This is a genomic window from Phytohabitans aurantiacus, assembly GCF_027923225.1.
Lineage (GTDB): Bacteria > Actinomycetota > Actinomycetes > Mycobacteriales > Micromonosporaceae > Phytohabitans > Phytohabitans aurantiacus.
The window spans coordinates 42,526-63,692 of sequence record NZ_BSDI01000046.1 but is presented as its reverse complement, the minus strand read 5'-3'; the positions used below and the strand labels follow the sequence as shown (position 1 = coordinate 63,692).

General features: G+C 70.7%; 21 protein-coding genes. 17 read left to right on the top strand and 4 right to left on the bottom strand.

The window, feature by feature from the left end; translation table 11 throughout:
- Positions 1-42: 42 nt before the first annotated feature.
- The 7 genes from QMG73_RS34190 to QMG73_RS34160 are packed head-to-tail and all read left to right on the top strand — an operon-like array spanning position 43 to position 6,783.
- On the top strand, positions 43-864 hold the full coding sequence (locus tag QMG73_RS34190; RefSeq protein ID WP_407676894.1) for a tryptophan 2,3-dioxygenase: 822 nt from the start codon (positions 43-45) through the stop codon (positions 862-864).
- Complete coding sequence (gene kynU, locus QMG73_RS34185; RefSeq protein ID WP_281902714.1) at positions 864-2,084, top strand: kynureninase; 1,221 nt, start codon at positions 864-866, stop codon at positions 2,082-2,084. The genes QMG73_RS34190 and kynU overlap by 1 nt, the downstream gene beginning before the upstream one ends.
- Positions 2,081-3,385, top strand: a complete 1,305-nt coding sequence (locus tag QMG73_RS34180; RefSeq protein ID WP_281902713.1) for an FAD-dependent oxidoreductase — start codon at positions 2,081-2,083, stop codon at positions 3,383-3,385. The genes kynU and QMG73_RS34180 overlap by 4 nt, the downstream gene beginning before the upstream one ends.
- Positions 3,373-4,815 carry a 2-hydroxymuconic semialdehyde dehydrogenase gene (locus QMG73_RS34175; RefSeq protein ID WP_281902712.1) on the top strand — a complete coding sequence of 481 codons (1,443 nt, stop codon included), beginning with the start codon at positions 3,373-3,375 and terminating at the stop codon, positions 4,813-4,815. The genes QMG73_RS34180 and QMG73_RS34175 overlap by 13 nt, the downstream gene beginning before the upstream one ends.
- Positions 4,812-5,210 (top strand): RidA family protein, encoded by a 399-nt coding sequence (locus QMG73_RS34170; RefSeq protein WP_281902711.1) that lies wholly within the window; start codon positions 4,812-4,814, stop codon positions 5,208-5,210. The genes QMG73_RS34175 and QMG73_RS34170 overlap by 4 nt, the downstream gene beginning before the upstream one ends.
- An 11-nt stretch (positions 5,211-5,221) precedes the next feature.
- The gene (locus QMG73_RS34165; RefSeq protein ID WP_281902709.1) at positions 5,222-5,746 is read left to right on the top strand and encodes a 3-hydroxyanthranilate 3,4-dioxygenase; all 525 of its coding nucleotides are present in this window, start codon (positions 5,222-5,224) and stop codon (positions 5,744-5,746) included.
- Entirely contained in the window at positions 5,716-6,783 is a 1,068-nt protein-coding gene (locus QMG73_RS34160; protein WP_281902708.1) for an amidohydrolase family protein, read from the top strand. The genes QMG73_RS34165 and QMG73_RS34160 overlap by 31 nt, the downstream gene beginning before the upstream one ends.
- 187 nt (positions 6,784-6,970) lie before the next feature.
- On the opposite strand, the gene QMG73_RS34155 is transcribed toward QMG73_RS34160, so the two are convergent.
- Positions 6,971-8,206: a low temperature requirement protein A gene (locus QMG73_RS34155; RefSeq protein ID WP_281902706.1), complete on the bottom strand. Its 1,236-nt coding sequence runs from the start codon at positions 8,204-8,206 to the stop codon at positions 6,971-6,973.
- 59 nt (positions 8,207-8,265) lie between these two features.
- Here QMG73_RS34155 and QMG73_RS34150 point away from each other — a divergent pair, with 59 nt between their 5' ends.
- Genes QMG73_RS34150 through QMG73_RS34120 form a run of 7 tightly spaced genes read left to right on the top strand, consistent with a single transcriptional unit; the run spans position 8,266 to position 13,758 of the window.
- Positions 8,266-9,117, top strand: coding sequence for a fumarylacetoacetate hydrolase family protein (locus QMG73_RS34150; RefSeq protein ID WP_281902704.1), 852 nt, complete (start codon positions 8,266-8,268; stop codon positions 9,115-9,117).
- A complete protein-coding gene (locus QMG73_RS34145) occupies positions 9,114-9,875 on the top strand; it encodes an SDR family NAD(P)-dependent oxidoreductase (RefSeq protein WP_281902702.1) in 762 nt (253 codons plus the stop codon). Before QMG73_RS34150 ends, QMG73_RS34145 begins: the two co-directional genes overlap by 4 nt.
- Positions 9,876-9,894: 19 nt before the next feature.
- Positions 9,895-10,206: an L-rhamnose mutarotase gene (locus QMG73_RS34140; RefSeq protein ID WP_281902700.1), complete on the top strand. Its 312-nt coding sequence runs from the start codon at positions 9,895-9,897 to the stop codon at positions 10,204-10,206.
- A complete protein-coding gene (locus QMG73_RS34135; RefSeq protein WP_281902698.1) occupies positions 10,203-11,186 on the top strand; it encodes an aldo/keto reductase in 984 nt (327 codons plus the stop codon). The genes QMG73_RS34140 and QMG73_RS34135 overlap by 4 nt, the downstream gene beginning before the upstream one ends.
- Positions 11,183-12,025, top strand: a complete 843-nt coding sequence (locus QMG73_RS34130; protein ID WP_281902696.1) for an amidohydrolase family protein — start codon at positions 11,183-11,185, stop codon at positions 12,023-12,025. Before QMG73_RS34135 ends, QMG73_RS34130 begins: the two co-directional genes overlap by 4 nt.
- Positions 12,026-12,041: 16 nt before the next feature.
- Positions 12,042-12,713 (top strand): FadR/GntR family transcriptional regulator, encoded by a 672-nt coding sequence (locus QMG73_RS34125; protein WP_265250317.1) that lies wholly within the window; start codon positions 12,042-12,044, stop codon positions 12,711-12,713.
- Positions 12,714-12,762: 49 nt separating this feature from the next.
- Positions 12,763-13,758, top strand: coding sequence for an aldo/keto reductase (locus tag QMG73_RS34120; RefSeq protein ID WP_281902693.1), 996 nt, complete (start codon positions 12,763-12,765; stop codon positions 13,756-13,758).
- A 69-nt stretch (positions 13,759-13,827) separates the two neighbouring features.
- Here the strand turns inward: QMG73_RS34120 and QMG73_RS34115 are convergent, their stop codons facing one another.
- Positions 13,828-15,324, bottom strand: a complete 1,497-nt coding sequence (locus QMG73_RS34115) for a PQQ-dependent sugar dehydrogenase (RefSeq protein ID WP_281902691.1) — start codon at positions 15,322-15,324, stop codon at positions 13,828-13,830.
- A gap of 163 nt (positions 15,325-15,487) precedes the next feature.
- On the opposite strand from QMG73_RS34115, the gene QMG73_RS34110 reads away from it, so the two are divergent.
- On the top strand, positions 15,488-16,747 hold the full coding sequence (locus QMG73_RS34110; RefSeq protein WP_281902689.1) for a cellulose-binding domain-containing protein: 1,260 nt from the start codon (positions 15,488-15,490) through the stop codon (positions 16,745-16,747).
- On the opposite strand, the gene larC is transcribed toward QMG73_RS34110, so the two are convergent.
- Positions 16,725-17,912, bottom strand: a complete 1,188-nt coding sequence (gene larC, locus QMG73_RS34105) for a nickel pincer cofactor biosynthesis protein LarC (protein ID WP_281902687.1) — start codon at positions 17,910-17,912, stop codon at positions 16,725-16,727. The two genes, QMG73_RS34110 and larC, sit on opposite strands and share 23 nt — an antisense overlap.
- Positions 17,909-18,604 carry a nickel pincer cofactor biosynthesis protein LarB gene (gene larB, locus QMG73_RS34100; protein ID WP_281902684.1) on the bottom strand — a complete coding sequence of 232 codons (696 nt, stop codon included), beginning with the start codon at positions 18,602-18,604 and terminating at the stop codon, positions 17,909-17,911. Before larB ends, larC begins: the two co-directional genes overlap by 4 nt.
- Between larB and larE the strand changes: the two genes are divergently transcribed.
- Together larE and QMG73_RS34090 are read left to right on the top strand one after the other, a co-directional pair.
- A complete protein-coding gene (gene larE / locus QMG73_RS34095) occupies positions 18,603-19,433 on the top strand; it encodes an ATP-dependent sacrificial sulfur transferase LarE (protein ID WP_281902682.1) in 831 nt (276 codons plus the stop codon). The genes larB and larE overlap by 2 nt on opposite strands.
- 279 nt (positions 19,434-19,712) lie before the next feature.
- Complete coding sequence (locus QMG73_RS34090; RefSeq protein ID WP_281902681.1) at positions 19,713-20,921, top strand: peptidylprolyl isomerase; 1,209 nt, start codon at positions 19,713-19,715, stop codon at positions 20,919-20,921.
- Positions 20,922-21,167: the final 246 nt, after the last annotated feature.

Below are 21,167 nucleotides of genomic sequence, written 5' to 3'. Positions count from 1 at the left end.
ACCGTTGAACCGGCATTCCAGCACACGGCGTACGGCGCGAGGATGGGAAGGGTGACAGGACCCACTCTGGACTTCGACGACCGGGTTCCGTACGACACCTACGTGCACGCCAGCACGCTGCACACGCTCCAGCAGCCGCTGACCAAGGACCCAGGCGAGATGTCGTTCCTGGTGGTCAGCCAGGTGATGGAGCTGTACTTCGGGCTGGCTCGCTTCGAACTGCGCGAGACGCAGAAGTTGCTCCGCGACGGTGACGTGTGGGGCGCGATGGCACCGCTGCGGCGCACCGTCCTGGACCTGGAGGCGCTCAACGCCGCCTGGCGCGGGCTGCGGTGGATGACCCCGGCCGACTTCAACCGCTTCCGTAACGCGCTCGGCGAGGCGTCCGGCTTCCAGTCCGCGATGTACCGGCACCTGGAGTTCCTGCTGGGGCTCAAGAGCGAGTCGGTGATCCGCCCGTTCCGGCGCCACGCCGAGCTGTACGGCGAACTGTCCGACGCTTTGCACGCGCCGAGCGTCTGGGACGACGTGATCGCATTGCTCGCCCGGCGCGGCTTCGACATACCGCCGGACGCGCTGAACGCCGATCGGACGCGCGAGCACGAACCGCACCGAGCCGTGGAGGCGGCTTGGGAGGAGATTTATCGCGACGATCGCCCCGAGAACGCACTGAGGGCGCTCGGAGAGGTGCTCACGGATGTCGCGGAGCAATTCGGCGACTGGCGGTACAAGCACCTCGTCGCGGTGCAGCGCACGATGGGCGCGAAGCCCGGCTCGGGCGGCTCGGCGGGCACCACCTGGCTGATGCGGAGCATGGCCCGGGTCGTGTTCCCGGAGCTGTGGTCGGCGCGGACGGCGATGTGATGCGGGGCCAGGACGACGCTCTGCGCAGGGACCGGGACGACCCCGGCCACCGGGAGCTGTTTCACATCCCGCCCGCCGAGGGCGGCCGCTATCCCGTGGCTGCCTACCTCGCGGGCAACTCGCTGGGGCTGCAACCGAAGGCGACCCGCGCCGGCGTGCTCGCGGAACTGGACGCGTGGGCCACCCGCGGCGTCGCCGGCCACCTCGACGGCGAGCACCCCTGGCTCCCGTACCACGAGGAACTGCGCGAGCCCGCCGCCCGGCTGGTCGGCGCGCTGCCCACCGAGACCGTCGTGATGAACTCCCTCACCGTCAACCTGCACCTGCTGATGGTGTCGTTCTACCGCCCGCGCGGCGACCGCACCCGCATCGTCGTGGAGGAGGGCCTCTTCCCGTCGGACAGTTACGCGGTGCGCAGCCAGGCGCGCTTCCACGGGCTGGACCCCGACGAGACCGTCATCCGGAGCGTCGACATCCGCGAAACCCTTGCGGCGTATGGGGATCGGACCGCGCTCGTGCTGCTCGGCGGCGTCGACTACCGCACCGGCGAACTGCGCGACATCCCGGGCATCACCGCGCTCGGGCAGGAGGCGGGCGCCGTCGTCGGCTGGGACCTCGCGCACGCCGCTGGCAACGTGCCGCTGCGGCTGCACGACTGGGGCGTCGACTTCGCGGCGTGGTGCTCGTACAAGTACCTCAACAGTGGACCGGGCGCGGTCGCCGGTGCGTTCGTACACAAACGACACACCTCCAGCGTCACAGGTGGGCTGCCGCGCTTCGAGGGCTGGTGGAGCACCGATCCCGCGACGCGCTTCCGGATGGAGCCGGTCGCGCGCCCGCCGGCCACCGCCGACGCGTGGCAGGTGTCGAACCCGCCGATCCTCGCGATGGCGCCCGTGCGCACGTCACTGTCCATCTTCGACACAATCGGCATGGAAGCGCTGCGCGAGCGCAGCTTGCGGCTCACGGGGTACCTGATGGACCTGCTCGATCCGCGGCTGGTGGTCACGCCACGGGAGCCGGGCCGGCGTGGCTGCCAGGTCTCGGTGCGCGTGCCCGACGCGGCCGGCCTCACCAAGGCGCTGCGGTACAACCACGGCGTGGTCGCCGACGAGCGCGAGCCTGACATCGTGCGGCTCGCTCCGGTACCGCTCTACTCGACCTACCACGACTGCTGGCGCGCCGCCGAGGCAGTACGCGCGGAGGTGGACCAACTATGAGTGATGTGGCCGTGGTTGGTGCCGGGCTTTCGGGGAGCCTGCTGGCGTGTTTCCTCGCCCGGCGCGGCCACGCGGTTACCGTCTACGAGCGGCGCTCCGATCCGCGTACGGCTCGCGTTCCTGTCGAGCGGGGCCGCTCCATCAACCTCGCGCTCAGCGAACGCGGGCTCGACGCGCTGCGCCGCCTCGGGCTCGACGAGCAGGTCATGGCGGAGGCGCTGCCGATGCGCGGCCGGATGGTGCATCCGGTGCGCGGCGCGCCCGACTTCCAGCAGTACAGTGTGGACGGTACCCGCGCCATCAACTCGATCAGCCGTGCCACGCTCAACAGCGCGCTCGTCGACGCCGCCGCGTCCGCGCCCGACGTGCGGCTGCTCTTCGAACACAAGCTCGTCGGCCTGGACCCTCTCGTTTTCGAGACACCACAGGGCAAGGTCGAGGCCAGCGCCGACGTCGTCCTGGGCGCGGACGGCGCGGGAAGCGCGGTGCGCGGCCAGCTCCTCGGAGACGGGGTGCTGGACGAGTCGCTCGACTTCCTGGACTACGGATACAAGGAACTGTCCATCCCGCCCCTCGGTGGGGACTTCGCCCTACCGCCCGACGCTCTCCACATCTGGCCGCGGGGCAACGCCATGATGATCGCCCTGCCCAACCCGGACCGGTCGTTCACCTGCACGCTGTTCTGGCCCAACGGTGGCACCGAGAGCTTCGCCTCGCTCTCCAGCCCGGCGGCCATCGAGCGGCACTTCCGCCGGCACTACCCGGACGTGCTGCCGCTCATGCCCACACTGGTCGACGACTACCAGCACAACCCGGTCGGCCGGCTCGGCACCGTCCGCTGTGCACCGTGGGTGGTGGACGGTCGGGTCGGGCTCATCGGCGACGCGGCGCACGCGATCGTCCCGTTCTACGGGCAGGGCGCCAACTGCGCGTTCGAGGACTGCGTCGAGCTGGACCGGTGCCTTTCGGAGTGCGGCGACGACTGGACCGCCGCGCTGCCGCTCTACGAGAGCCGCCGCCGGGCCAACGTGGAGGCGATCGCCGAGATGGCCCTGGACAACTTCGTGGAGATGCGTGACAAGGTCGCCTCGCCACTGTTCCGGGTCGGGAAGGGCGTCGAGCACGCGCTGGAGCGGGCGCTGCCCGGCCGGTACGTGTCACGGTACGAGCTGGTGTCGTTCACCACGACGCCGTACGCGGACGTGCGCCGGCGGGTGCGGAGGCAGCATCAGGCGGTTGGCGTGGCGGCCCTGCTGGCGGCCGCCGCTGGACTCGCGGGATGGCGGACATGGCGGCGCTGAGGCACTTCGTCGGCGGGGCCTTCGTGGCCTCGGAGAAGACGTTTCCCAAGTACAGCCCGGTGACCGGTGAGCTGGTCACCGACGTGTGCGAGGCCGACCGGTCGACCGTGGACGCCGCCGTGACGGCCGCCCGGCAGGCGCTGCGCGGCGAGTGGGGCCGCACCAGCGAACGCGACCGCGCGGCGGTACTCCGCCGGATCGCGGTCGAGTTGGAGCGCCGCTTCGACGACCTGGTGGCCGCCGAGGTCGCCGACACGGGCAAGCCCGTCCGCCAGGCGCGCACCCTCGACATCCCCCGTGGCGCGGCCAACTTCCGGGCGTTCGCGGACATCATCGCGGCCGCGCCCGTCGAGGCGTTCAGCGCGCCCGGGATGCTCAACTACGCGGTACGCAAACCGGTGGGCGTGGTGGCTGTCGTCGTACCGTGGAACCTGCCCCTGCTGCTGCTCACCTGGAAGGTCGCGCCGGCGCTGGCGTGTGGCAACGCCGTGGTGGTCAAGCCTTCCGAGGAGACCCCGTCGTCCGCCTCCGTACTGGCCGAAGCCGTTGCGGCGGCGGGCGTGCCGGCCGGCGTCTTCAACGTGGTGCACGGGTTCGGTCCCGATTCGGCGGGGGAGTACCTGACCCGGCACTCAGGCGTCGACGCCATCACGTTCACCGGCGAGTCAGCGACCGGCGCGGCCATCATGCGGGCCGCCGCCGACGGTGTGAAGGCGGTCTCGTTCGAGCTGGGCGGCAAGAACGCCGGCCTGGTCTTCGCCGACGCCGACCTCGACGAGGCGATCGACGGGTCGGTGCGCTCGTCGTTCACCAACGGCGGGCAGGTGTGCCTGTGCACCGAGCGCCTGTACGTGCAGCGGCCGGTCTTCGACGAGTTCGTGGCGCGGCTGGCCGCCCACGCCGCCGCGCTGCCGCACGGCTGGCCGCACGACGACGCCACCGCCACCATGCCGATGATCTCGCGGGACCACCGCGCGAAGGTGCTCGGGTACTACGACCTCGCCCGCGCCGAGGGTGCCACCGTGGTGACCGGTGGTGGCGTGCCGTCGTTCGACGACGCTCGGGACGGCGGCGCATACGTCGAACCCACCGTCCTCACCGGACTGTCCAGTGCGGACCGGTTCAACCGCGAGGAGGTCTTCGGACCGGTCTGCCACGTGGCGCCGTTCGACGACGAGGACGAGGCGTACGCGCTCGCCAACGTCAGCGACTACGGGCTAGCCGCCACGGTGTGGACGCGCGACGTCAAGCGGGCGCACCGCGCCGGGAGCCGCCTCGACGCCGGGCTGGTGTGGGTGAACACCTGGTTCCTGCGCGATCTGCGTACCCCGTTCGGCGGGATGAAGGCGTCCGGTGTGGGGCGCGAGGGTGGCCGGCACTCGCTCGACTTCTACTCCGAGGTGACCAACGTGTGCGTGGAGTTCTCATGATCGTGGCTGGCAAGGCGCGTCCCCGTGGCCGCTTCCCGCACGTGAAGGTCGCGGGCGGCTTCGCGTTCGTCTCCGGTACGTCGAGCCGCCGCCCCGACGGCTCGATCGCGGGCGCCAGCGCGGACGAGATGGGAACGACCACACTGGACATTCGCGAGCAGACGCGGGCGGTCATCGAGAACGTCCGCGACATCCTGCGGGCGGTGGGCGCCGACCTCACCGACCTGACCCAGGTGACCACGTATCTGGTGAACATGAACGACTTCGGCGGCTACAACGAGGTGTACGGCGAATACTTCGACGAGACCGGTCCGGCGCGCACCACGGTCGCCGTGCACCAGTTGCCGCACCCGCACCTGCTGATCGAGATGCAGGCGGTCGCACTTCTACCGTAGGAGGTTTGGCCATGACCGACGTCGCGCAGCCGGTGAACTTCCCGGACTGGCTGGCTGAGAACCAGCACCTGCTCAAGCCGCCCGTGGGCAACAAGCAGCTCTTCCCGACCGGAGCCGACTTCATCGTGATGGTCGTCGGTGGGCCCAACCAGCGCACGGACTTCCACGTCGACCCGTACGAGGAGTTCTTCTACCAGATCAAGGGCAATATGCACCTCAACGTCATGACACCCGACGGGCCTGACACGGTGCATGTCGGCGAGGGTCAGATGTGGGTGCTTCCGGGCAACATGCCGCACTCGCCACAGCGCCCCGAGGTCGGCTCGGTCGGCCTTGTCGTCGAGCGGGTACGCGAGGAGGGCACGCTGGAGAAGTTCCAGTGGTACTGCCCCGAGTGCGGCAACCTCGTGCACGAGGTCGAGCTGCAGGTTCGCGACATCGTCACCGACCTGCCGCCGGTGTTCGGCGCGTTCTACGCCGACGAGCAGGCCCGCACCTGCGAGAAGTGCGGCACACTGCACCCCGGCAAAGGCTGACGGTGACCCGAGTCGTCGACGTGCACACGCACGTCGTACCCAAGGGCTGGCCCGACCTCGCCGTCGAGTGCGGCGGCGAGGGCTGGCCCACGCTGCGCGTCGACTCCGAGCGCGACGCCATGATCATGATCGGCTCGACGGAGTTCCGGCCGATCGGCGCGGCGTGCTGGGACGCGCCGACCCGGTTCGCCGACATGGACGCCGACGGCGTCGACGTGCAGGTCGTGTCGCCGACCCCGGTCTTCTTCTCGTACGAGCGCCCCGCCGACCAGGCGGTCAAGGTGGCGCGGATCTTCAACGACCTGACCCTGGAGTGCGCGGCGGTCGGCGAGGGCCGCCTCGTACCGTTCTGCCAGGTCCCGCTGCAGGACCCCGACGCCGCCTGCGCCGAACTCGACCGCTGCCTCGCCGCCGGGCACGCGGGCGTCGAAATCGGCAACCACGTCGGCGACCGCGACCTCGACGACCCGGGCATCGTGGCGTTCCTGCGGCACTGCGCCGAGGTGGGCGCGCCGGTCTTCGTACACCCGTGGGACATGCCGGACGGCCGGCGCATCGACCGGTGGATGGCCCGCTGGCTCGCGGGCATGCCGGCCGAGACGCACCTGTCGCTGCTCGCGATGGTGCTCGGCGGTGTCTTCGACGAGGTACCGCCGTCGCTCCGGATCTGCTTCGCGCACGGCGGGGGCAGCTTCCCGTACTGGCTGGGGCGCGCCGACAACGCCTGGCACCGCCGCGGCGACGTGGTGCGGGGCCGGTCGGCGCACCCACCGAGCCACTACGTCGACCGCTTCTACGTCGACAGCGTCGTCTTCGACCCGGTCGCCCTGCGGCTGCTGGTGACGGTGATGGGGGACGAGCGCGTGCTCCTCGGCAGCGACTACCCGTACCCGTTGGGCGAACGCCCGGCGGGCGAGGTGATCCGCAAGGCCGACTTTCTCAGCTCCGAGCAACGCTCCGCATTGCTCGGAGGCAATGCCCTCCGGTTCCTCGGTCAACTGCGCGATCCGGCGCCCAGGTTCCCTTGGGGGCCGTGACTACTACGCCTGGTAGTATTACAGTGTACGTGTGCTGAGTGATCGGGAGCGGCTGCAGGGCGACCTCACGTACCGCGCGCACCTCATCGTGGGCGAGGAGCGCGCGAGGCTCGCCCGGCGCCGCCCCGACCTCGGCGAAGCCGACCTGGACGAGGTCGACGCCATGCTCTGGCGGATCGCCGAGGCGCTACTCCTGCGCCAGCACGGCTGGACGACCGTCGACGCTGCCGCCGCCGCCCGGCTCTGGGACCGACCGGACGCGAGTGGTCACCACCGTGGCGACCACCAGCGCCACCAGCAGCCCCGCCGTCAGGTGAACTGACACCGGGGTGAGCGGCGTGAGCAGCACGAGTGCGGCCGCCGTCGGGTAGGCGATCGTCGCCGGCCCTGGCTGCTGGGGCCAGATGTGCAGCGCCCACACGCTGACCAGGTACACCGCGACCGGGACGGCCAGCGCGTACCCGGCGGCGACCTCGCCCACGTGCGCGGTATGGGTCTCGACGTCGACGGCCACCGCGATTCCCGCGCCGACTGCCGCCGCCGACGCGAAGACCAGGAAGTGCCCGTACCCCCAGACGATCGCGATCCGCAGCGAGTCGAGCAGGTCGCGGGCCGGGCGGTCGAAGTACAGCCACCACATCGCGAACACGATGACAGCGCCGGCGGCGGCGACCGAGAGCAATCCGATGTCACCGCCGTGCGTGTCGACGGCGGATTGCACCGCGATGCTCGCCGCGAGCACCGACTCGCCGAGCACGATGATCGCGAAGAGGCCGTACCGCTCGGCGATGTGATGCGGATGCCAGGTGGTGCGGCCGGCGCGCTCGGCCCAGATCGGCACCGCCAGCTCCAGCACCACCAGCAGCACCTGGGCGACCACGGCGAGCTCGTCGGGGAGCCACAGGCGGCCCAGCCAGCCCAGCAGGAGCAGGCTGATGCCGAGCGCGTACCGGCGGGCGCACGTGCGGCGCTCCGGATCGGCCTGACCGGCACGCAGCCATTGCACCGCCATTGCCATGCGCATGATCACGTATCCGTACGTGATCACGGTCAGGTCATTGTCGGCGAATGCTCGGGGCACTCCGGCCGCCAGTACCAGTGCGCCGGTGATCTGCACGAGCGTGGTGACGCGGTAGATGACGTCGTCGGTGTCGTACGCCGAGGCGAACCAGGTGAAGTTCATCCAGGCCCACCAGATCGCGAAGAACACCGCGAGATAGGCGGGCACCGAGTGCGCGATATGGTCCTCGGCGATGTCGTGGTGCAGCGCGGCGGCCGCCTGAGCGACCGCGACCACGAAACACAGGTCGAAGAAGAGCTCGAGCGGGGTGGCGACCCGGTGCGGCTCGTTGGCGTGGCGGGCGACCATCGGCCGGTACCACGGGCGGCCGGGGAGCGCTGGGCGAGACCGTGCGTCGGACACGCCGGATCATCTCACACGGGTGTTGTCAGTAACGGTCAGTGCTGGTAGACATCCGATGTATGAAGTTGTTGAGGGTCGGACAACCTGGCGCCGAGCGCCCCGCCGCACTGGACGACGAGGGTCGCCTGCGTGATCTGTCCGGCGTCGTGCTGGACATCGATGGCACCTTTCTCTCCGGGTCCGGACCCCACCGCGTCGCCGCCGCGCTGGCCGGTGGCGATCTGCCGGTGCTCGACCCCGAGGGGCTGCGCATCGGCCCTCCGCTGCGTCCGGGCAAGATCGTGTGCATCGGGCTGAACTATCGCGACCACGCCGCCGAGAGTGATTTGCCGGTGCCGGCCGAGCCGGTCGTGTTCATGAAGGCCGCCGACACAGTCATCGGACCATACGATCAGGTGCTGGTGCCGCGCGGCAGCACGAAGACGGACTGGGAGGTGGAGCTCGCCGTCGTCATCGGCCACACCGCCCGGTATCTGGAGTCCCACGCGGACGCGCTGGCCTGCGTCGGCGGATACGCGGTGTCGCACGACGTCTCCGAGCGGGAGTTTCAGCTCGAACGCGGCGGGCAGTGGGACAAGGGTAAGTCCTGCGAGACCTTCAACCCGCTGGGCCCGTGGTTGGTCACCGCGGACGAGGTGCCCGATCCGCAAGCCCTCGGGCTCCGGCTGTGGGTCAACGGCGAGGCACGGCAGAACGGCAGCGCCAAGGACATGATCTTCGGAGTGGCCGAGATCGTCCGGTACCTGAGCCAGTTCATGGTGCTCTACCCCGGCGACCTCATCAACACGGGCACACCGGCGGGCGTGGCGCTCGGCCAGCCCGAGCCCAAACCGTACCTGCGCGCCGGCGACGTCGTCGAACTCGAGGTCGACGGCCTGGGCCGCCAACGCCAGGAGATCGGGGCAGCATGACCGCATCTGGCGCGGACTTCGCGGGGCTCAAGGCGATCGTCACCGGCGGGGCGTCGGGCATCGGCTTGGCCACCGCCGTGCTTCTCGCGAAGCGCGGTGCCCGGGTGGCGTGCCTCGACCTCAAACCAGACGGGCTGCCGGCACCGCTGGCCGGCTTCACCGCCGACGTGGCAGACGATTCCTCGGTACGCGCCGCGGTCGCGGCCGCCGTCGAGATGCTCGGTGGCCTCGACGTGCTCGTCAACAACGCCGGCATCGGCGCTCTGGGCACAGTGGAGTCCAATCCGGACGACGAGTGGCACCGAGTCTTCGACGTCAACGTCGTCGGCCTCGTACGGGTGAGCCGCGCCGCCCTGCCGCACCTGCGCGCCTCGGAGCACGCCGCCATCGTCAACACCTGCTCGATCGCGGCCACCGCCGGACTGCCGCAGCGTGCCCTGTACAGCGCCACCAAGGGCGCGGTGCAGTCGCTGACGCTGGCGATGGCCGCCGACCATGTCCGCGAAGGCGTCCGGGTATGCTGCGTCAATCCGGGCACAGTGGACACTCCCTGGGTACGCCGGCTGCTTGCCGCCGCACCCGACCCAGCCGCCGAACTGGCCGCGCTGGAGGCTCGCCAGCCCACCGGACGGCTGGTGAGCCCCGACGAGGTGGCGGCCGCTATCGCGTACCTCGCCAGCCCGCTGGCCGGCGCTACCACGGGCACCGTGCTCGCCGTCGACGGCGGCATGCAGGGCCTGCGGATGCGCCAGCCCTGACCCTCCCGGGAGGACCGCAATGGAGCGGATCGCGCTGCACACCAGACTCAAGCCGGGCAAGGAAGGCGACTACGACCGGGTACACGCCACCATCCCGGAGGAGCTGGACGCCGCGCTGCGCGCCGCCGGCGTGCACACCTGGCGGATCTGGCGCTCCGGCCGTGACCTCTTTCACGTGGTGGAGGTCGACGACTACAAGGCCATGCGGGCCGCGTTGCGCGACCATCCGGCCAACGTGCCGTGGCAGGCCCGGATGGCGGAGCTGCTGGAGGTCGAAGACGACTACTCCGGCGACGATTCCGGCGTGCCGCTGGTCTGGGAGCTGCCATGAAGCTCCCCTTCGGACGGTGGGGCCTGGGCTGCGCGCAGCTGGGCAACCTCTACACCGCCATCGAGGACGACGTCGCGGCGGCCACCGTGGCGGCGGCGTGGGACGCCGGGGTGCGGTACTTCGACACGGCGCCGCACTACGGCCTGGGCGTGTCCGAGCGCAGGCTTGGCGCCGCGCTGCGGGCGCGCCCTCGCCACGAGTTCACGGTCAGTACCAAGGTGGGACGGCTGCTGGTGCCCACTCCGGACAGTGGCGGGGCGCGTGACCCCGAAGGGTTCGACGTGCCGGCCACCCATCAGAGAGTCTGGGACTTCAGCGCGGACGGGGTGCGGCGGTCGCTGTCGGACAGCCTGCACCGGCTGGGCCTGGACCGGATCGACCTGGCGCTCATCCACGATCCGGAGGATCATCAGGAGACGGCGCTGCGCCGCGCCTACCCGGTGCTGCATGACCTGCGCCGGCAGGGCGTCGTGCGGGCGATCGGGGTGGGCTCGAAGCAGGTGGACGTGCTGCGGCGGTTCGCCATGGAGACCGATGTGGACGCCGTGATGGTGGCTGGCCGGTACACGCTGCTGGAGCAACCGGCGCTCGACGCGCTGCTGCCCGAGTGCCGGCGCAAGGGGATCGGAGTCGTCAACGTGGGTGTGTTCAACAGTGGACTGTTGGCCGTGGACCGGCCGCACGACGGGCTGCACTACGAGTACGGCGACGCGCCGTCCACTGTGGTGGATAAGGCGCGGGCCATCGCCGAGGTCTGTGCCCGGCACGGAACGTCGCTGCCGGCCGCCGCGATGGCGTTCGCCGCCGCGCATCCCGCGGTGGCCACCGTCGTGGTCGGCGCGGAGAGCCCCGACCAGGTCAAGCGCAACGCCGCGCTGATCGCGGCGCCACCGCCGCCGGCCGACCTGTGGGCGGAGCTGGTCGCCGCCGGCCTGTTGCGCGCCGACGCACCGGTCCCGCAGCCTTCGGGTATCCGATGATCGTCGACGCGCACCATCACCTCTGGCGCACCGGGCAGGGGTACACGTGGCTGGACGCGCCCGAGCTGGCGCCCATCCGGCGCTCCTTCACACCGGCGGACCTCCAGACCGTGCTTACCGAGTCCGGTGTGGAGCGCACGGTACTGGTCGAGGGTGGACGGTGCGACACCGCCGAGGCGGGGCTGCTGCTGGCGTACGCGAAGGAGACGCCGCAGATCGCCGGCGTGGTCGCGTGGGTCGATCCGACCGACCCGGCGCTGGCCGACACGCTCGCCGGCTATCGCGCTCTGCCCGGCGGCGACCTGCTGGTCGGCGTCCGGCCGCAGATCCAGGGCGAGGCCGATCCCGACTATCTGGACCGGCCTGACGTGCGTCGCGGGCTGCACACCATCGCCGGCACCGGCCTGGCGTTCGACCTGGTGATCCGGGACGACCAGCTGCCCGCGGCGGCGCGGGCCGCCCGCGACGTGCCGGAGCTGCGCTTCGTGCTCGACCACCTGGCGAAACCGCGGATCCGCGCCGGTGAGCACGCGGCGTGGGCCGGGGCGCTGGCGGAGCTCGCCACCGCACCGAACGCGACCGCCAAGCTGTCTGGTCTCGTCACCGAGGCCGACTGGCGACAGTGGACGGTCGCCGACCTGCGCCCGTACGTGGCGACCGCGGTCGAGCTCTTCGGCCCGCAGCGGCTGATGTACGGCTCAGACTGGCCGGTGTGCCTGCTGGCGGCCTCGTACGCGCGGGTGAAGAACGCGCTCGTCGAGGCGCTGCCGGCGCTGTCGCCGCGCGAGCAGATGGCGGTGTTCGGCGGCACGGCCACCCGCACGTACCGGCTGCCGTAGGAGGCGTGAGCGAGCGATGGCGGTCACCGACGAGGCGATCGAGAAGATCAAGGGCATGATCGTGGCCGGCGACCTGCGGCCCGGCGACCGCCTGCCGCGCGAGGCCGACCTCGCGGAGCGGCTCGGCCTGTCCCGCAACTCGCTGCGAGAGGCCGTCAAGGCGCTGTCGCTGATCCGGGTGCTCGACGTGCGGCAGGGCGACGGCACGTACGTCACGAGCCTCGCGCCGGGGCTGCTGCTCGACGCGTTGAGCTTCGTCGTCGACTTCCACCGCGACGACACCGTGCTCGAGTTCTTCGAGGTACGCCGGATCCTGGAACCGGCGGCGAGCGCCCTCGCGGCGCGGCGGATGACCGACGCGGACATCGCCTCCCTCCGCGCGATCCATGCCGCCCTCGGCGACGCCCCGACGATCGACGAGCTGGTCGCCAACGACCTGGAGTTCCACCGGCGGATCGCCGCCGGTGCCGGCAACGGTGTGCTGTGCTCCCTCATCGACAGCCTGTCCGGCCCGACCACGCGGGCCCGGATCTGGCGCGGGCTCACCCAGGAAGGTGCCGTCGACAAGACCCGCGAGCAGCACGGTGCGATCATCGAGGCGATCGCGGCGCGCGAGCCGGAGCTTGCTCGGTCATGGGCGACGGTGCACGTCGCGGGCGTCGAGGATTGGTTGCGTCGAGCGCTTTAGTGCAATGCTCTTGACTTCGAGTGCGCTCTAATTCATAGCGTTTCGAGGCATGAGGACAGTAGCGCTGGGACGCACCGGCGAGCAGGTCAGCCAGCTCGCCCTCGGGTGCATGCTGATGGGAACGTCGACCGACGAGGAATCCTCCTTCGAGATGCTCGACCGGTACCTCGACGCCGGCGGCTCGTTCCTCGACACCGCCAACTGTTACGCGTGGTGGCCGCCGGGCGGCCGGGGCGGCGAGAGCGAAGAGCTGCTCGGCCGGTGGTTCGCGCGCACCGGACGCCGTGACGAGGTGTTCCTGGCCACCAAGGGGAGCGCGTGGATCTCCGAGCCGGACGCCCTCCGGGACAGGCCGTGGTCGGAGATCGCCACTCGCTTCGAAGGCGCGGGCGGTGACACGCTGCGCCGGGCCATCGACGACAGCCTGCGGCGGCTCGGCACCGACCACGTCGACCTGTACTACGTGCACGTCGACGACCGGTCCACGCCGCTGGAGGAGACCCTGTCGGCGCTGGCGGAGATCGTGGCGGCCGGAAAGGCCCGGTACATCGGGTGGTCCAATGTGCGCACCTGGCGGCTGGAGCGCATCCGCCAGCTGTGTGCCCAGAACGGCTGGCCCGCGCCGGTGGCTCTGCAGCAGCAGCACAGCTATCTGCGGCGCCGCGCCGGGTTGAGCCACGTCTCCATTGTGGACGACGAGCAGATGGACTACCTGCGGGCGCACGACGACCTGACGCTCGTGGCGTACTCGCCGCTGCTCAAGGGCGTCTACGACTCGGCCGAGAAGCGGCGCGGGCACGGCATCATGGAGCCCTACGAGGGTCCGGACGCCGAGGCGCGGATCCGGGTGCTTACCGAGGTGGCCGCCGAGGTCGGTGTCACGCCGAACCAGCTCGTCCTGGCGTGGCTGCTGCACCAGGCGTCACCGGCGATGGTGCCGCTGATCGGGCCGCGCACGCTGGAGCAGTACGCGGCGGCGATGCCGGCGCTGGACGTGAAACTCACCGACGACCAGCTCGCCCGCCTGGAGGCGGCCGGCGCCTAACCCCTTTTCCGTGATCAGGGCGTCCCTCAAGTCGTTAGAACGACTTGAGGGACGCCCTGATCACGGTTTTTAAGCGCAGGGGGAGCCGTTCAGCGTGAAGGCCGTCGGGGCGGGTTGGGGGCCTCCCGGGGTGCCGAGGAAGCCGAACGTGACCGACGCACCGGGCGCGACGGACCCGTTCCAGCTCGCGTTGCGCGCCGCCACGGTCGTGCCCGTCTGGGTCACCTGCGAGTTCCAGGTGCTGCCGACCTTCTGCGGTCCCGGGAACGTCCAGCCCACCGTCCAGCCGTCGACCGGCGTACTGCCGGTGTTGGTGAGCGTGACGTTGGCGAGGAAACCGGTGCCCCACACCTGCGTCTGGTAGGTCACCTTGCACGCGACCGGCGGCACCTTGCGCTCGAACGAGATCCGGTGCAATTGGCCGGGCAGGTCGTTGATGAGGTACAGCTCGCCGTCGGCAGCGACGCCCAGGCTGGTCGGCTGCACGATGTCGGGCTGTGCCAGCACCGCTGACTCGTGTGCACCACCGGCGGTCTGGCGAATGCCCCAGATCGTCGCGGAGCAGTAGTCGGTGACCACGTACGTGCCATCGGCGAGATCCGCGTAGCGGCTGCCTCGGTACACGTGGCCGCCGATCACGGCGCATCCCTGGAGCGATGTGGGGTACGTGAAGACCGGGTCGGTGTAGGTGGCACCGGCGACGCAGCGGTCGGGGTTGAAGACCACCAGGCCCTCGCGGCAGGACCAGCCGAGGTTGGCGCCGGCCGTGCCGGTGGCGAGGTGATTGACCTCTTCCCAGGTGCCCTGGCCGACGTCGGCGATCCACAGCGATCCGCCGGCCGGGTCGAAGGAGAACTTCCAGGGGTTACGCAGGCCGTACGTCCAGATCTCCGGACGGGCGCCGGCCTGGCCGACGAACGGGTTGTCAGCGGGTACGCAGTAGGCGGCGGTGCCGCAGGTGCGGCTGACGTCGAGCCGCACGATCTTGCCGAGCAGGGTGCCCAGGTTCTGGCCGCTGGCCAGTACGTCGTCGGCCGCGCCGCCGTCGCCGAGGCTCCAGTACAGGTAACCGTCCGGCCCGAACGCGACGTTTCCGCCGTTGTGGTTGGAGAACTCGGCGTGCGCCTGAGTCAGGATGACCTGCTCGCTGGCGGGGGAGCCGAGCTGGAACCGGGACAGCGTGAGCGTGCCCTCGGGCAGTGCGGTGTACGCCAGGTACACGATGCCGGTCGTGCCGAAGTCGGGCGCGGCGGCGATGCCGAGCAGCCCGCGCTCGTTGCCGGAGACGTCGACCCGGTCGCTGATGTCGAGCAGCGCGGCGGCATCCAGGCCGGTGTCGGGGTGGAAGGCGCGGATCCGGCCGGGCTTCTCGGTGATGAGCAGGCGGCCGTCGGGCACTCCGATCAGGGACGTGGGGCGCTGGAGCCCGAACGCCACCTGCGTCGTGGTGACAGCGAGCTGGTCGAGCGGTATCGCGGCCGCCGCGGGTGCGGGCGGGCTGGCACCGACGCCGACCAGGGCGAGCACACCGACCGTCAGCAGACTTGCCCATCGACGCCGTGACATATTCGCTCCCATCGTTGACGGGATGTTAACTTCTTGATCGTGGGAGCGCTACCATCCTTCCGGACCGGCGGGTGTTGCAACCGGCTGGACATTGATTAACTATAAAGTCACAACCATCGATCAAGCGGTCACCGGGCGGGGTCGCGCACACAACGTGAGGAGCATGATGAGAGCCAAAAGGCGCGCCGCCCTCGTGGCCGCCGGCGTTACCGCCGTAGCGGTGACCGCGGGTTTGGCCACCACGGTCGTGGCGCAGGCGGCAGCGGCCGGGTGCCGGGTGACGTACTCGGTGCCGTCGCAGTGGAGTGGCGGTTTCACCGGCAACGTCGCCATCAACAATCTCGGTGACCCGCTGACATCATGGCGGCTGACGTGGTCGTGGCCGTCAGGGCAGACCATCACCCAGGCGTGGAACTCGACCGTCACGCAGAGCGGCAGCCAGGTCACGGCCAACAACGCGAGCTATAACGGGTCGATCGCCACGAACGGCACCGTGTCGTTCGGCTTCAACGGTCAGTTCAGCACCACCAACACGGCGCCGACCACGTTCGCGCTCAACGGCACGACGTGCACCGGCGCGATCACGCCGACGACCGGCGGCCCCGGCCCCACCACCCCGGCGCCCACCACACCCGCGCCGACGACGCCGCCACCGACCAGCCCGCCGCCGTCTACCAGCGGTTGGAACCCGCCGAGCAACCTGGTCGCGCCGCTGAACGCGGTGTGGACACACCAGGAGCAGACCTACAACAACGGCAACCTGTACGGGTTCCGCAACTACGGCTGGGACCAGCTGTTCGCCAACCGCGGTTACATCAACTACTGCGTCCGTTGGGACTCCTCCGCTTCCGTGACCGCCGCACAGCGCGACCAGATCCACGCCGCGCTCGCCCGGCAGTACAAGAAGTGGATGGACGTGATGGTCGGCCACAACGGCTTCCCGTACACCAGCGTGCCGGTGAAGGTCGTCGGCTGGGCCGTGCGGGATCGCGCGCAGCTACAGTGGACGGACAACTCCGTCGACATCTACGTCAACGACATCCGGGAGAACGCCCCGCAGTGCTCGGCGCCGTGTGGTCGATTCTTCAACCAGGGCGGCACATACCCGAACTGCCCGGGTGGCGCGGCACGCCACTACGACCACTCGCTGTGGCTGACCGACGGCTTCGGCGGCGGCGCCGGCGGCGACTGGGGCCAACGGATGGGACGCGAGTACTTCATGGGCGCCCTCAACTCCGAAAACATCCACATCTTCCTGCACGAACTCGGGCACACATATGGCTTGGACGACTTCTACGACTGGGACCCCACACCTGGCCAGGGGTTCATCATGAAGGCGGGCAGCGCGAGCCAGATCACGACGTTCGACATGTGGATGTTCCGGGACTGGTGGCGGCACCTCAAGAGCCGGTACGGCTACTGAGAGCGCGGGCCTGATCGAGCACCTCGGCGATCGGTAGCCCGGTCGAGAGGGCGGCGGCGAGCGCGTCGTCGTACTCCGGCTGGGCGGTCACCACCCGGTCGCCGAGGTGGCCACGCTTGACCCGCACCGCCGCCCCGGCGACGGTCACCTCGACGGTGTCGCGGCGCAACGCGCGCCGCGACACCGTTTGCACGCGCAGGCCCAGCGTGGTGGTCTGCGTGAAGACAACTCCGCACGCCAGGTCCAGCCGGTCCGCGTCGACGAGCACGGTCAGCACCTGACCGGGGCGGCCCTTGCGCATCAGGGCCGGCACGCACCAGGCGTCCGCGGCGCCCACGGCGCGCAGCTCGTCGAGGATGTCCGGCCACAGGCGAGGGTCGAGATCGTCCACTGTGGCCTCGATCTGGTACAGCTCCGATGTGGACCAGTCTGCTGTGGCGGCCGCCGTGCCGACCAGTACGCGCACGACATTGGCGTGACCGGGCGGGTCGGCGGTGCCAGCACCCACACCCACGGCCCGGGGCGTCATCGCGGGCGGCGGACCCCAACCGGTCGCGAGCGCCGCCAGAAGAGCTGCCCCGGTCGGCGTGCACAGCTCCATTGTGGCCGAGTGTGCGGCCAGCGGAGCCTTGGCGTGAGCCAGTAGCTCGGCGACCGCGGGGGCGGGCACCGGCAGTCGGCCGTGGGCTGCTCGCACCGTACCCGAGCCGACCGCGACCGGTGAGACCATCCGCACGGGGGCGTCCAGCAGGCCGAGGTCGTCGAGCGCCAGCGCGCAGCCCACCACGTCGGCGATCGCGTCCAGCGCGCCGACCTCGTGGAAGTGAACTTCGTCCACTGTGGTGCCGTGGACGCGCGCCTCCGCCTCGGCCAACCATTGGAACGTGGTCGACGCGTGTCCGCGTACCAGATCTGGCAAGGGCGAGATCAGCGTGAGGATGTCGCGGAGGCCGCGATGCTCGTGGCTGTGGGGTGCCCTGACCGTGACATGCGTGGCGCGGAAGCCGTGCCGGCGGACCTCGGCCACGTCCAGCGAGAGACCCAGGTCGAGACGCGCGAGCCCCGCGCGCACCGAGTCGAGCGACGCGCCCGCGTCGAGCAGCGCGGCGAGCAGCATGTCGCCAGCGGCGCCGTTGCTCGCGTCGACCCAGAGCGCGCCACTCATGCGGTGGCTCGCGCGATGCGTGCGGCCGCGACGCCCGCGCCGAAACCGTTGTCCACATTGACCGTCACGACGCCGGGTGCGCAGCTGTTGATCGTGGCGAGCCACGCGGTCAGACCCTCCATGTGCCAGCCGTAGCCGATGCTGGTGGGCACCGCGATGAGCGGTGCGCCGACCAGTCCACCCAGGACAGACGGCAGGGCGGCCTCCATGCCCGCGACCGCGACGACGACGTTGGCGGTGTCGATGCGGTCGCGCTGGGCGAGCAACCGGTGCAGGCCGGCGACGCCCACGTCGACGATGACATCGGGCTCCGAGCCGAACACTCGCACGGTCGCCGCGCACTCGCGGATGACGGGCAGGTCGGCGGTGCCGGCACCGACCACCGCGACCCGTCCGCGGGGCGTCCCGGGCTCGCCGAGTATCGCGACACGGGCGACCTCGTCGACATCGGCGTCGGGTAGCTCGGTGCGGCAGTGGGCGATTGCCTCGTCGGAAAGTCGGGTCGCGAGCACAGCATTGTCGGGGTGCGCGTGGTGCAATGCGCGGAGCGCCGCGACAATTTGCTCCGGTGTCTTCCCGGTGCCAAAGACCACCTCGGGGTCGCCCGTGCGGGCCGCCCGCTGGAGGTCGAGCCTGGCGAACCCGAGATCCGCGATCTCCGGCGCGCCGCCGTTTGGGTACCGTTCAGTCATGCTGCCCCCCGACCGCCTCGTTCACGAACTCGCAGGATACGGCCGCACCCTGGTGGCATTCTCCGGCGGCGTCGACTCCAGCGTGGTGCTGGCGGCGGCGGTGCGCGCGCTGGGTGCGGCGGACGTGGCGGCGGTCACGGCGGTGTCGCCGTCGCTGCCTGCCTCGGAGCAATCGCTGACGTCGGAGTTTTGTGCTGATTTGGGCGTTAAGCACCATTTAGTAGAGACCCGCGAACTCGACGTCGCCGGCTACCGAGACAACGGTCCCACGCGCTGCTACTTCTGCAAGAGCACCCTGCTCGACACCGCGCGGGGCGTCGCCGCCGAGCACGGCTACACCGCGATCACCACCGGCACCAACGCGTCCGACGTCGCCGCCGGCTTCCGGCCCGGCATCCGGGCCGCCGCCGAGCGCGGCGCCCGCACACCCCTCGCCGACCTGGGCCTCGACAAGGAGGCGGTGCGGGCCATCGCGCGCGGCTGGGACCTGTCGACCGCCGAGAAGCCGGCCGCCGCGTGCCTGTCCAGCCGCATCGCGTACGGCGTGACGATCACGCCGCAGCGCCTGGCCCGGGTCGAGCGGGCCGAGGCCGCCGCGCGGCGGCTGCTCGCCGCCCACCACGTGCACAACGTCCGCGTGCGAGATCTTGGGGAGTCGGTGCGGCTCGAAGTGGACGACCACGCGGTGGTACCCGCGCGGAGCGACGCGTCATTGCGCGAGGCAATCCGGTCGGCGGGGTTCGGTGCGGTCGACGTGACGGTCGAGGCATTTCGCTCAGGCTCTATGAACGCCCTCCTCGAAAACCCCGACTCCTGGCGCAACGCGTAGCGCACCTTGCTGCCGGCTCGGGGCTGCCGGCTTCGCGCCGCGCTGCCGGCTTCGCGCCGCGCTGCCGCGCCGGCCGGCTCCGCGCCGTGCGGCGTCGCGGCCGGCCCTCTCCCGCCGGCCGCCGCGCTGGCCGGCTCTGTCTCACGCCGATCAAGGGCGAATGCACGTGGTTCGATCTCTTTCCGCGTGTGTTTGCCCTTGATCCATGCGGATCTCCTTGATCGCGGGCTGCCGCCGCGGTAGCGGGGCATCTATGTCCGGGTGGGTACCCTCGCTCGGGTGACCTACACGCCGCCGCCCCAGCCCGGCCAGCCGGAGCCCCAGCCTGATCCGGAAGGCCGCCCGCAGCCGGACCAGTCGCCCCGAGCCGGCCAGCCGGACCAGCCGCAGCCGGATCAGGCACCCCCGGCCGGCCAGCCGGACCAGCCGCAATCGGACCTTTCCTACCAATCGCAGCCGGACCCGTCCTACCAGCCCGGCCAGCCGTGGACGGACCAGTCGTCCCAGCCCGGCTCGCCGGATCAGTCGCGGCCGGACGACTCGTACCAATTCGGCCAGCCGGACCAGTCCTATCCGCCGTACCCGCCGGGTCCGCAGCAGCCGGCCTACTCGTCGCAGTGGCCAGCGCCGCCCGGAATGCCGCCTCAGGGACCGCCACCCGGGATGCCACACCAGGGACCGGCGCCAGGGATGCCTCCGGGGATGCCGCCTGGGATGGCGCCGCAGGGTCCACCACCGGCCAAGAGCAACCGCGGCCTGGTCATAGGCCTGGTCATCGGGGCGGTGGTCGCGGTGCTGCTGTGTGCGGGCTGCGTCACCGCGGGCGTCGCGTACTACGTGACGAACGGCGACTCCGACTCCGATTCCGGCGGCGACCTGGATACCGCCGCCCCAGCGGAGCCGAGCCCGACCACGGGCGGGGCCGGTGGAGCATGCGGCGCTCAGCCATTGGCGGGAGGGTCTGAGATCAAGGCCGTCGGCATGCCCGACTTCGCGAACGCGCCGCGCACCGGTATCGCCACGATGCGTATCACGACAAACCTCGGTGCAATCACCATCGCAATGGACCGCGCGGCGACCCCGTGCACCGTGGCAAGTTTCCAGCACCTGGCGGCAAAGCACTTCTTCGACGGCACGCGCTGCCACCGGTTGGTCACCGAAGGGCTCTCGATCCTCCAGTGCGGCGACCCAGTCGGCGACGGGACCGGACGCCCGGACTATCAGTTCGCCGACGAGAACCTGGCCGGTGCCCAGTACACCCGCGGCATCGTGGCGATGGCGAACGCCGGGCCGGGTACGAACGGCAGCCAGTTCTTCATCGTCTTCAAGGACGGGCAGCTCAATCCGCTATACACCCCGTTCGGCACGGTGACGGCCGGCATGGAGGTCGTCGATCAGGTTGCCGCCGGCGGTCACGACAACTCCATCGCGGGCGGCGGCGGGTTACCCAAGACGACCATCACTTTCCAGGGGCTGACGGTCGACTGACAACATATGGCGTGTCGGCGAGGCGCCTGCTACTGGCGCCCGTACACCGGAGGCGGCGTACTGGCTGGTGATGGCGGCCGTCGCCGGCCGTACCGACGTGATTGCGCCGCATCGCTACGTCCTTTGCACTGAGGATGCGGGCGATGTTGGACCGAGGGTTACCGGGCCGTGAGTTGCCGGTGGCGCGGTGTGGGCGACCGCGGGTACCGGTCGCGAGCCGCTCAAGCACGACGGCCCGTAGGCGAT